7 protein-coding genes are annotated in these 12,613 nt (G+C 34.8%); 3 read left to right on the top strand and 4 right to left on the bottom strand.

Features of this window, described 5'->3' with window-relative positions:
• Positions 1–61: 61 nt before the first annotated feature.
• Both BM088_RS19085 and BM088_RS19080 read right to left on the bottom strand, forming a co-directional pair.
• A complete protein-coding gene (locus tag BM088_RS19085) occupies positions 62–757 on the bottom strand; it encodes a DUF4097 family beta strand repeat-containing protein (protein WP_091988392.1) in 696 nt (231 codons plus the stop codon).
• Between the two features lie 149 nt (positions 758–906).
• Positions 907–3,510, bottom strand: a complete 2,604-nt coding sequence (locus BM088_RS19080) for a serine hydrolase (RefSeq protein ID WP_091988390.1) — start codon at positions 3,508–3,510, stop codon at positions 907–909.
• 199 nt (positions 3,511–3,709) lie between these two features.
• Here BM088_RS19080 and BM088_RS19075 point away from each other — a divergent pair, with 199 nt between their 5' ends.
• Positions 3,710–4,324: a flavin reductase family protein gene (locus BM088_RS19075; RefSeq protein ID WP_091988387.1), complete on the top strand. Its 615-nt coding sequence runs from the start codon at positions 3,710–3,712 to the stop codon at positions 4,322–4,324.
• A gap of 152 nt (positions 4,325–4,476) precedes the next feature.
• Complete coding sequence (locus tag BM088_RS19070) at positions 4,477–4,950, top strand: hotdog fold domain-containing protein (protein WP_091988384.1); 474 nt, start codon at positions 4,477–4,479, stop codon at positions 4,948–4,950.
• Positions 4,951–5,038: 88 nt separating this feature from the next.
• On the opposite strand, the gene pulA is transcribed toward BM088_RS19070, so the two are convergent.
• On the bottom strand, positions 5,039–8,953 hold the full coding sequence (gene pulA / locus BM088_RS19065; RefSeq protein ID WP_091988381.1) for a type I pullulanase: 3,915 nt from the start codon (positions 8,951–8,953) through the stop codon (positions 5,039–5,041).
• 475 nt (positions 8,954–9,428) lie between these two features.
• On the bottom strand, positions 9,429–9,962 hold the full coding sequence (locus BM088_RS19060) for a YaeQ family protein (RefSeq protein ID WP_091988378.1): 534 nt from the start codon (positions 9,960–9,962) through the stop codon (positions 9,429–9,431).
• A 144-nt stretch (positions 9,963–10,106) separates the two neighbouring features.
• On the opposite strand from BM088_RS19060, the gene BM088_RS19055 reads away from it, so the two are divergent.
• Positions 10,107–12,500, top strand: coding sequence for a TonB-dependent receptor (locus BM088_RS19055; RefSeq protein WP_091988375.1), 2,394 nt, complete (start codon positions 10,107–10,109; stop codon positions 12,498–12,500).
• Positions 12,501–12,613 lie beyond the last annotated feature (113 nt).

The raw sequence follows: 12,613 nt of genomic DNA, 5'->3' as shown, positions 1-12,613 counted from the left end.
ATGCTCAAACCTAACTTATTAAAGTTTATGTTTGAGCAATATGGATTTTATATATACTTTTTTAGTTATCCATTTCAACTTTACCCGCAATATTATCAACATGAACTGAGCCGGAGCCATCATTAACAAGCTCAAAGCTATCAGCAGTATCAACATTTATACTGCCAGAACCATCTGAGATAGTGACTTTACCTGAAATATCCCTTACATCAATTGCCCCAGAGCCATCGTCAATTGAAACATCATTTTTGACATCTTTAATATCTATTCGTCCTGAGCCATCTTGTATTTCAACTTTCCCGCTAATTTGACTCACCTTTATTGAACCTGAACCATCCTCTATTGTTAAATTTGCGACACCCAGTACTTCAATCGGGCCTGAGCCATCATCAATATCTAAGTTCATTTTCTTTGGCACTTTTATTGTTAAATCTATACGCGTTTCATTATTATGATGACATGTCGCAGATTCTAATTTTGCACTCCCCCCATGTTTTTTAAGTGTTAAGCAATAATTATTATGTGATTCTTTTTGATAAATTTCAGCCTGAACCTCAATGGCATCTACATCAGCAGATGCGATTTTCATTTTTCCAGAACCCGCTTCAATCTTGAAATTTGAAATGTGCTTACTTGATAAACTGAGGGTTTCAGTTTTTTGTAATGTTAGTTCATGTCCATGAGAACTATGTGCAAAAGTATTTTGACTTAAAACTAACACTGCAACACTGCTCACTACTGTTTTTATTAAATTCATAAATTGATTCCTTTAAGTTTATTTTTATCTCTTTTTTATTAAGTCGTACAATAAACTAAAAAGGTTTAAACGATTTAAAGTTTTTTAATTATATTTAACAATTTTGGATTCTAGAACAGTCCATTTTATGCACTGCTCTAGAGGAGAGCTTAATTCATCAAACCAGAACGATAAATCATGTTCAATATAGGCTGTAGCTGTTCATCCATTTCATCTTTACCCATTTCAGAGTCTTCCCCATTCATTAATACAACAAATCCAGCACCTGTTATTTGGTTGTACTGAATTACTGCATTTGTTCCCGGATCTCCTCCTGTATGGCCTATAAATGCACCATTGATACGCCAAAACAGCCCTTGTTTATCAACATCTGTTGTAAAAGTATCAACTGGTGGAGTTAACATCATTTCAACTGTTTGTGCTTTTAAAATACGTTTATTATCAATCATTCCTTTATTCCCTATTGTGATCAATAAACGTGCTAAATCATGAGCGCTGGTATTTAAATCACCATCAAAAAATGTTGGGTAACTAAATTCTGGCATGGCTATTAGGTCATTACTTTCATCTAATGAATATTGCACTGCCTTTGGGTTTTGCTCACTTAATTGGGTATGATCCCAGGCAGTATTTAACATTCCCATAGGTTCAAATAATTGTGATTTCATTGTTTGTGATAAATCAATATCTAATAACTTTTCAATCGCAAAACCTGCAAGCCCAGCGCCCACATTTGAATACTCATAATAACTGCCTGGTAGCGCATCATCATCGGTTGCAAAAACATCATCTGTATAATACTTCTCTCCTTGTGTGAAATATTCTTGATAAAATGTAGCAGTATCAAGTGTTGCCTGAATATCACACGCTTCAACTCCAAAACTAGCGTATAATGACTCCCCTGTTTCATGAATATAATAGCTACAGTTATAGTTTTGAGTATCTAACAGCCCAGATGTATGACTCACCAAATGTTTTAATTTTATAGGTTCATCACTATGGGGGTTATTTATTTCAAATGGAAGATTCATTTCATTAATCGGTAATTCTAAACTCACATTACCTAATTCAACTTGCTGTGCTATGGCCGTTGCTAACATTGTTTTACTTACTGAGCCAACATTAAAAGGGGTATGCTCTGTAATAGGACGCTCAGTTTCTATATCCGCAAACCCAAAACCTGTCTCCCAGACAATTTCATTGTTTTTAATCACTGCAAGTGACATGCCTGGGAGTTTTAAGGTATCAAAAGAGGCTTTTATTTGTTGTTCAACTTTATCAAAACTCATCACATTTGCAGGCGTGATGCCAAATTGTTGTAATACATAATCTATTGGTGTATCTGAGCCCATTTGTAAGTCAAGCATAGCGTAAACGGGCATTTCAACATCAGGTTTAACTCCCTGACCTTCTAATATAGCGCCTTGTAAATCTGTGTATATTTCATTGCTTAAACTAAGAGCCCAACCATTTGGCATCACAAATTCTAAACTATCAGATACTGAACCCTCCGTTGCTTGTCCAATTGTTGTGACATGTGCTAAAGATTTTAATGCTTGTGTTAAAACCTCTCCACCACTACCCGAAGATTGTCCCGTTAAAACGTAAATGGGCTTAATATAAGCTTCAATAGGCGAAGCAACTACTTTTAAAGATAATTTATCACCATTAAATGCCTTATTTGCAACATGTTTTGTTGCAAAAGTGTATTCTGTTTGGCTAAAGTAGCTGGCTATTTTTTGTGATACTTTATCAAGCCCACCATTATTTATCCTTAAATCTATCACAAGCCCTTGTGTATCTTTGAACTGCGTCATCACAGTCTGCATTATTAAATCAGTATCTTTCAAGTCTTGCTCAACGTAGGCTAGTTGGTCATTTGCGCCAAGTGGTGCATCAGCATTCGTTTTATTCATGCCCATAACACGATTAATGCTTAAATAACCTATATTGCCAGGCAATTCTCCCCAATGAATGGCATTCGAATTGTCATACTGTTTTAAATTACCATCCACCAAATTAGACTTAATTACTTCTAGGTTAATGCTATTTATTGCTTGATACAATGCGCCAAACTGCGCTTCATCTCCAAGTGAAAGAGCCAGTTTGTATGCCTGTAATGCCCTGCCTTTAATATCGCCACCATTGGCAATATAAGTATCTTTATTTGATAACGAAATATGACCATCATCAATATCATCTAACATAGCCTCAAATATGTCGCCAAGTTGCTCTTGTGTTGTACTTGCTGTCACTAAAGGCCTGTACTGTTCATAAACCGCTTGCCAGTTAAGCTCTCTTAATTCAAAAAATGCGTAATAATCATTAAATGTATGCCATAGAAATTCAAAGTTTGTTATTGGATCATCTGATTTAAGTAATTTATCAACATTACACGCATCAAAATTTGTATCTTGTTTTTGAAACGTTGCAGTACTGGTAAATGGATTATCATAAATAAGTTTATTATTATCTAAACTCAAATATTTTGAATACAGTGGTAATTTATCAAATTGCACTTCAGATACTTTTACACAACCATATGAATTAGTATTGTAAGTGATCAAAGAGTTATCTTTAAAATCAAGAACCTCCCCATAACCTGGAAGCTGCCATACACCTTTAAATTTTAATAAAGGATTTTCATCAATTTTTTTATCTGAATCATTACTACCACAGCCTGCTAAAAATAAGGCACTTGTTAATAAACTCATGGAGAACGCTTTTTTGAAATATGAAGATTTAATTTGCATTTTTAATTCCTTTTTAAGTATGTTTATGTACCTAAAACATTAGATTAACAACGCGTAAGTATCTGTTCTAAACCTGTATTGCTTTGTATAAATCTGTAGATATATGTAAAAAGCTGTTATGCCGAATTAGTTTTATGTGGTAGTGAGCATTTATTATTTGTGGCAAAATGGGAATAAATAAAATTATTAGAATGATGTCATGATCCTTAACTTTTCCGATTATTCTTCAAACCAAAAATATCACCTTATGACTCAAACCGTGATCCCACGCCCCATTGCCTGGGTTCTCACTGATTCAGGTAATAAGTCTTATAACTTGGCCCCTTTCTCATACTTTAGCGCCGTATCGAGTGAACCTCCTTTACTGATGATATCAGTCGGTAAAAAACCAAATGGCGACCTTAAAGATACTTTAGTAAATGTTCTTAAAAATAAAAAAATGGTCATTCATATTGCGTCAGAACAAGATGCTGAATTAGTAACACAAACAGCAGCCACTTTAGCCCACGGTGAGTCTGAATTAACAGGTACTTCATTGAATACCGTAGAGTTCGAAGGGTTTTCTTTACCGAGATTAGCGCAACCCACAATTGCATATGCTTGCGAGTTATATGAAATAAAAGAGTTGGGGGATGTGCCTCAAACACTTATTTTTGTTGAAATAAAACAGCTTTATATTAATCAAGATGTAGTACAGACAGATGAAAAAAACAGACTAAAAATACACGCTGAACGCGTTAAGCCATTGGCACGTTTAGGGGCCGGAGAATTTTCAGCCATCAGCGATCCCTTCACAATTCAACGCCCAAAATAACCACCTGTTAGCTTAAATATTCTAAATTTTTTGATAAATTTTCTTTTTAAGAAAGTTTATCATTTGTATTTTAAGTTCAGATGAATATTAGATTAAACAATGCTACACTCATCCGACCAGAAGAATAATAAAAAATACAGGTCGTAAGAATAATGCGAAATTCCTCTAATAAGCTCATGTCCATTTATAATAAAGTTACAAAACTTCCCTTTGGCAATAAGATTTTTTCTTTAATCATCTCATTTAAAGCCCCTTTTTTTGGTACTATAAGTCCTAAAATTACGAAACTAAAACCTCATTATTGTGAATGTTTGATTAAAAAGAAACGCGCTGTTCATAATCACATTAAAACAGTGCATGTTATTGCTATTTGCAACGGATTAGAAATGGCTATGGGTGTGATGGCTGAAGCGTCTATTCCAAAACATTTAAGGTGGATCCCAAAGGGCATGACATTAGATTACACCGCAAAAGCAGGTACTGATATTATGTGCATTGCAGAAGTAAAACCTGAACAATGGCAAGTTGGGGATATGTTTGTCCCTGTAACCGCATATGATACAAGCGGCACCATTGTTGTAAAAGGAGAAATAAAACTTTGGATTTCTGAAAAAGTTAAAAAATAATTGCTTTTAAATTGGTTATGCCACTGCCCATAAAGTTATGATGAGATTTTAATATTCGCAAGGTGTAGATATTAAAACCTCATTATCTCTATTGTTGATACAAAACAGTAACAGATGTTCCCTCTGATGTAATAGAGCCATAAACGATTCGATCATTACTTAAATTAGCATCTGACTTTTCAAGTGCAACTTTCCACTCACCATCAGGTAGTTGATAGTCAATATTATTGCCTGAGTTGTAAATTACAATAATCTTACGCCAGTTATCACCATTGGCCGCGCCATTGATTTTGTTTACAATGAAGCTGTCGCTAATTTCTTGTGTTATCACATTATTATTAATTTCATTCCAAGTATTTAAACGAAACCCAGCATGATTTTTACGCATGGAGATCACTTTTTTATAATAGTTAACGATATCCATATTGTCGGCTTTCCAATGCCATCGAATTTTATTAAAGCTATCTCCTGCATCATAACTGTTATGATGCCCTTGTTTATCTCGCATAAATTCAGCGCCGCTATGAATAAACGGAATACCTTGGGAAGTTAAAACAATACCATTAGCAAAACGTTGAATACGACGCAAATAATCAGAATCACGCTCCACTCCATTTGCATCTGCCCATAATAATATTTTATCTCTAAGTACTAAGTTATCATGTGCGGATACATAATTAATTGATTGCTCAGGATCGGTGGCAAACATAGGATCCCAAGTATCGATATTTGTATGTGCTGTATTTGTATGGCGAATAGCACCCCGACTACCCATTCGCATTTCCCATGCTTTTCCTTGATTAAAAGCAAAACCGCCACCAGCAGCTTGATCATTTTGTCCTTTAATTGCTTCTCGAAATTTTGGATTAAAGACACCAATATGAGCATCTTCAATACGCGCTATAGTGCCTAAGCGTACACGTTCACTTTCTCTAGGATCATTAGCATAACCATTCCACGGTTCGCCATATACTAATAAATTACGATCAGGATAACGCGCATTTATAGTACTAACCCAATGACCCACTTCGTCATAATCAAAAATGCCAATCAAATCAAAACGAAAGCCATCAATATTATACTCACGCACCCAATAATCTAATGAATCTAAAATCATTTGGCCAACCATAGGCACATTAGCATCTATTGAATTACCAGTTCCCGATAAGTCCGTTGGTGTGTAGTAATGAGAGGAAATTTTATCAAACATTTCTTTTACATAGGTATGATTATAAACAACATCTATTACAACCCGAATTCCCGCTTTATGAAATTCATTAACCATAACTTTGAATTCACGTATACGCTCTTCATAATCTTGAGATATTGAATAGCGCTCTTCTGGTATATTAAAATTTTGAGGATCATACCCCCAGTTGTAACATGAAAGATCATTGAGATCTGGACATGAAGCAAAGTCATAAACAGGCATAAGTTGAACATGTGTAATGCCCATTTCAACTAAATGATCTATGCCTGTTTTCATACCGTTAAGATTAGTACCACGCTCAACCATGCCCATAAAACGTCCACGTTTATTGCTGTGAACACCTGAACTTGCATCTATCGTAAAATCTCGCACATGCGTTTCATAAATAATGGCGTCTTCACGTTCTTTCAAAACAGGCCGAGTAGCCCAACCATTACTGAGTTTAGTGCGAGATAGATCCATAACAATATTATTATCAGTATTAGGCTTAACCATGACACCATAAGGGTCACGTACTGTATTACCATTTATTTTAAAGTTATATTCTTTTAAATGTTGGTCGCCATTTATCGTGACAGAATATACATTTTGATAGGTGAGATCATCAGGCTGACGTGTCATAGTGTGAGTTTGACCATCAAGCCATAACAGTACATTGCTAGTATCAGGAGACCAAATAGAAAATTTCGTACTTTCCTCTGAATATTTAGCGCCCAGTTCCATACCATGAATAAGGAGTTTATCTCCTCCACTTGGGGGTTCGGGTGTATTAGCATCTGGTTGATTAGTATAAATAACTGAATCATTTGATTGGATCCAGATATGACTATCATTTCTAGGTATAAAACTGCGGTCTAAGTCTGTATCTTTATTATTGCCGTTATGGATTATAAAATTTAATCCAAGGTCAAAGTTATTAATAGCGACTTGTGTGAACTTTCCCCAATTATCACTTTTATCAAAAACTTTAGGTGCATTCCAACTGGTGAGTTCACTACTGACAAGCCCATCACCCCATAAGTGTAAACCCCAATCTGTATAGTTATTATCACTTCTTTTATAGTGTATTGTGACAAAATCAGTATTTGGATCAGTTGGAGTTGCTGTATCCGAACAGCTATCAACCAAAGTTATCTTAATAGATTTAGTAACACTATTAAATTTTATAATGTGATTTGTATGGGGACTAACAACATAATCAACATCAGGATAACTTTCACTCCAATCGCCCATACGATCAATTTTAAAACGTGCATTGGGATCAGTAAATGATTGGCATATTTCAAATTCAGTATCACTTAGAGAAGTCAAAGGAGTTGCAGTCCAGTTATTAGATGTTCCCCTAAAGTACCAAGTATTAGAGCTAGGCTCATCATCACTGACTTTTGCATCAATATGAATTGCAGCCGCTTTATAGGCTGCAACATTTATATGTACAGTACCATCACTATTCACAGATAAAATATCACCATTACAAAGACCATTTTCAAAGTCACCTGTTGCAATATTACAATACTGTCCTTGGGCTAAACTTGTGTTAAATGTACGATTTATATCAGCGCTTTCATTATTAATAACAACAAAACCTTTATCACCCCGTCCAAAAGCAATCTGATTATTATTGTTATCCCACCAATCTGTCGTGAACCAGTTACCTCGAGTCGCATTTCTAAAGGCCACCATATTACCTATGCCTTGCCAGCGATGTTCACATTTCCATTCACTGGCAAAACAATTCAAATCGTTGCCATTGTGAACATTGGAATCAGGCGGTCCTTGATCTGAATTATTAAAGTCATAACTAGACATTATTTTTGGATAACCATAAGGCCAAGCCAACATAAAAATATTTGCTAAATCATATGTTGCACCACTTTTAAATGTTAAAACATCTCCTCCTCCACCGTGACCTCTTTGAGTATCATGATTATCTATAAATACAACAGCATCATTACTTTCGAGTAAGTTCCAGCTAGGGCCTAACGTTTTAAGATTTTTAATTTGACCGTCAAAATTACTTTTTAAATCCTGACTATATTTCATTTCGGTCACATCGGCCATGTTAACATACTGACTTGGTTGTACAGCCTCACCGGATGCACCTATCACCTCTTGAAAAATATAGGGCGTATCATTAAGGCGATTATAAATTTCTCTTAAATCACTGGGAGACATATGTTTAGCAGCATCAATTCTAAAACCTGAAATACCTATGCTTGTTAAATCATTTAAATAATTTGCCAATTGCTCTTGAACATAACTTGAAGAAGTATCTAAATCTGGCAGGTTGGAAAGTTCACAATTTTGAACATTACCAGTATCACCATAATCATTTATCAAACAAGTATTATGATAATTTTGATGTGAAAACATAGGATGATTTTTATAACTCCAATTGGTACCTGCAGTACCTGTACCACTACCATTAAGTGCAGCAGTATGGTTTATGACTGCATCAGCATAAATTTTTACACCTGCCAATTTACATCTTTGCACCATATCAATAAGCTCATCTCTGTTTCCACTTCGACTAACAAGTTGGTAACTAACAGGTTGATAACGAGTCCACCACGTATCTCCGGTTATATGTTCATAAGGTGGTGATATTTGCACCGCATCAAAACCTTTTGGACCTAAATACGTTTCACATTCTGTTGCTATGTCAGTCCACTTCCACTCAAACAAATGCACAAAGACAGTTCCTGCTTGTACAGTAGATGAAACGCCTAAAGTAGACAATAATAGTAGGATGTTCAAAGGTCGTAACATGAGCCTGAATTTATTTAGTATCATAATTGTTCCTGTTTTTTATTTATTATTATTCATCTGTGTTTTGCCCTAGTTTTCACAGTGGCGTAAACATAGAACAACTGAACATGGTAAATAACAGTACAAGCTTCCTAACAAAGCATAAAATTAACATTTTGAGTCGAATTTATACTGTCTTTTGCAATAATTACATCGTGTAACTTTTAGAAACAACTTTTAATTTATGAATACGTATGCAAATTATTTTTAAAATGAAATAAATAGTCGGAAAATAAATTTTTGTCTGGAAGTGTGATAAGAGAGATAGATGTTTCTGTTTTTAGTTATTTTTAAGAGTTTAATTTAGCTATTGTGTAATAACTGATGAAAAACGAGATTATTTTTTACCTACAAATCAATGCTCGGCTAAAAAGTTTTTAGCTATGATGTTAAATTAATATGATTATTACTACAGGGTTATGCACTAGGAGGGAAAAATAAAGCATAGGTAGCTAATTTTTTAAGCTAAGGATAATTCATTTAATTGCGTTTCATAAAAATCACAATGATCTGAAATTGTAATTTTGTCATTTTCCAAAATGACCGACCAATCTAGCTTTTTAACGATATTGTCTTCAATTTTTTGGATGAAGTGATTATCGAGAGAAATCAAATGTAAGTTATCTAATAAACGTAACTTATGTTTATTTTCATCTAACCAGGAACTTTGCGTAGGCGTTAGAATAATCACTTGTTCTGATTTATGACACGCGCGATCAACTCTTTTGAGAGATGGAAATCCTGCATCAAGCCAAACTTCAAAATGTTCATCCAATGCCTGTATGCCTACATCAGGATTAAATGAAGACGTATTATGACTGAATATATTTGCCTGCTCTAAAGGTAATAGACTGTACCCTATTAATTTCAACAAAAAATGCTGTGTATCTTCGTTTGGTAACAAAGCTAAAGTAAAATCTTTGTGCTCATACCTATGATGATTTATATCAGCAACATCCAAATGAGCTTTAAACAATTTTGTTTTATCTGCCATAAAATGACCTTTTAGTTAAGTCGTTTTTATTATAGACCAGAAAAAGCGCTAAAATATTTCCGATGAATCTATTGATATAATATCACATTACATTTAAACTGCCATTTATTGATATATTATAACAAAACATCAAGGTCTAGCTAAATGAAAATATCATTAATTGCAGGTGCAGTTTTAGCATCATTGAGTACAATCAATGCAATTGCCGCACCAATTTCTGGAACTGTTTTAGATCAAAATAATAAACCTGTTCATAATGCACGTATTCATTTTCATGGAAAACAACACAGTGTTTTAAGTAATGCTAAAGGTCAATTTACCATTGAACTAGACGCCCCTGGTCAACTTCATATTAGCAAAGACGATTACCTCTCTAATCGTATTGATGTCACTCTTGAGCAATCATCACTTATTATTTCATTACAGTCAGCAGCCATAGAATCAGTCGTTGTATATGCATCTGGTTTACATAAAAATAATATGGAAATGGTATCTCCTGTGTCTGTTTTATCGGGTGAAGACCTTAAAAATAAAGCACAGGCAACATTAGGTGAAACGCTAAAAGGGTTACCTGGTGTCAATTCTACCTACTTTGGTCCTGTTGCTTCTTCACCGATTATTCGCGGAATGGACGGCCCTCGAGTAAAAGTAATGCAAAATGGCATGGATACAAGTGATGCTTCACGCATAGGACCCGACCACGCAACAACAACCGAATCCTTAACCGCACAGCAAATTGAAGTATTAAGAGGCCCGGTCACCTTATTATATGGTTCAGGTGCAATTGGCGGTGTTGTCAATGTTGTAGATGAACGTATACCAACTAACCAGTTAGAGTCATTATCAGGTGCTGTAGATATTAAATATGACTCAGGTTCAAATGCTCAAACCCAAGCTTTAGTTTTAAAAGGCGGGAATAAGGGTTTTAACCTTCATTTTGATGCTTTAAATAGACATAGTGATAATACCCAAGTACCAGAATTTACATTTGAACATGAAGATGGCGATACAGAAATACTTTCAGAAATAGAAAATACTTTTTTGGAATCTAGCGTATACAATTTTGGAACCAGCTATGTTTCAGAACATTTCACTGCTGGTATTGCTTACAGTAAATTAGATTCTAATTATGGGATCCCTGGGCATGAACATGAACATGAACATGAACATGAACATGATGAAACATCAGCCGAGGAAGAACACCAAGAAGAATCGGTTTTTGCAAAGATGGAACAAGATAGGTTTCAAGGCTTATTAACTTGGACACCACATAATACGTTCATTGAAAAAGTTGAAGCTAAACTTTCCTATACCGAGTATCGGCATGGTGAAATTGAAGATGGTGAAGTAGGAACCTTATTTAAAAATGACTCTTTAGAATCTCGTATCACAATTGAGCATAATATACATGACTGGCACGGAGTCATCGGACTACATACCTTAAAATCTGATTATAAAGCTGTTGGTGAAGAAGCCTTTACGCCCGCATCTATTACTAAACAAAATGCCATTTTCATTTTAGAAGAGCGAAATTTTGACAAATTATCCATTGAATTTGGTGCGAGAGTTGAAGATTATTCAATCACTTCAAATGATATCAATAGTGCTGATGACCATGACCATGACCATGACCATGACCATGACCATGAAGAGCATGACACAGCTAACAACTTCAAAAAATCATTTAATAACTTAAGTCTTTCAGCCGGAACTGTATATAATTTTTACGATGGATATTCTGCATCATTAAGTTTGACACACTCTGAAAGAGCCCCCTCTTCTGCAGAGTTATTATCAAATGGGATTCATATCGCAACAAATACCTTTGACTTAGGTGCTGTATATGAGATTGAAATGGCATCTGACGGACACGCAGAAATTCATTTTGAGCCTGAAGATATCAAACAAGAAACAGCGAATAATATAGACCTGACTTTTAGAAAATATAAAGGCACCTTCGGCTTTACAGCTAATCTTTTTTATAACGACATTAGTGATTATTATCATCAGCAAAATACAGGTTTTGTATTTGATGCCCATGACCATGAATTAATTGAAGCTAGCCAATATAGTGATGAAGAAGAAGCTTTGGTGGTATATCAATTTGATACAGCAGATGCGCGACTTTATGGTTTTGAACTTGATACCCACTATCAAATCAATCAAGAAATGATGGTGAAAGTATTTGCTGACTCAATCACTGCAAAACTAGATAATGGAAATTACATTCCTAGGATCCCATCAAACAAAATAGGCGCTAGTTTTGAGCTAAAGCAAAATCAATGGGATACAGACATCACAGTAACTCATCATTTGTCACAAAATAAACTGGCACAATATGAGACCAAAACTGATAGTTATACACTTGTTGATTTAGGGTTTAGCTATTATTTTGATGCTGTAGGTCTTGATAGTACATTATTTATTCGTGCTAATAACATCACTGATGAACTTGGTTTTGTTCATAACTCTTTTATAAAAGAGCAAGCGCCTTTGCCAGGTCGAAATTATAGTGTAGGAGTTAGGATTTACTTTTAAGCTATTTTGAATTAATGCCTCCACATTCACATTGTGGAGGTCAAATGTTTTAGCTTTGTGCCCATAAAGTAATACTTATTTGATAAATCAGACGTATAAAACTTTAAGTTTAC

Source organism: Pseudoalteromonas denitrificans DSM 6059 (assembly GCF_900112265.1).
GTDB classification, from domain to species: domain Bacteria; phylum Pseudomonadota; class Gammaproteobacteria; order Enterobacterales; family Alteromonadaceae; genus Pseudoalteromonas; species Pseudoalteromonas denitrificans.
The sequence above is the reverse complement of the archived record's forward strand: the minus strand, read 5'-3'. Positions and strand labels throughout refer to the sequence as shown.

What these genes read in the sequence shown, in the direction of transcription:
- BM088_RS19075 (WP_091988387.1), top strand. Translation starts at nt 3,710, where the DNA reads ATGATCCTTAACTTTTCCGATTATTCTTCAAACCAAAAATATCACCTT.
- BM088_RS19085 (WP_091988392.1), bottom strand. Translation starts at nt 757, where the DNA reads ATGAATTTAATAAAAACAGTAGTGAGCAGTGTTGCAGTGTTAGTTTTA.
- BM088_RS19070 (WP_091988384.1), top strand. Translation starts at nt 4,477, where the DNA reads ATGCGAAATTCCTCTAATAAGCTCATGTCCATTTATAATAAAGTTACA.
- BM088_RS19080 (WP_091988390.1), bottom strand. Translation starts at nt 3,510, where the DNA reads ATGCAAATTAAATCTTCATATTTCAAAAAAGCGTTCTCCATGAGTTTA.
- BM088_RS19060 (WP_091988378.1), bottom strand. Translation starts at nt 9,962, where the DNA reads ATGGCAGATAAAACAAAATTGTTTAAAGCTCATTTGGATGTTGCTGAT.
- pulA (WP_091988381.1), bottom strand. Translation starts at nt 8,953, where the DNA reads ATGATACTAAATAAATTCAGGCTCATGTTACGACCTTTGAACATCCTA.
- BM088_RS19055 (WP_091988375.1), top strand. Translation starts at nt 10,107, where the DNA reads ATGAAAATATCATTAATTGCAGGTGCAGTTTTAGCATCATTGAGTACA.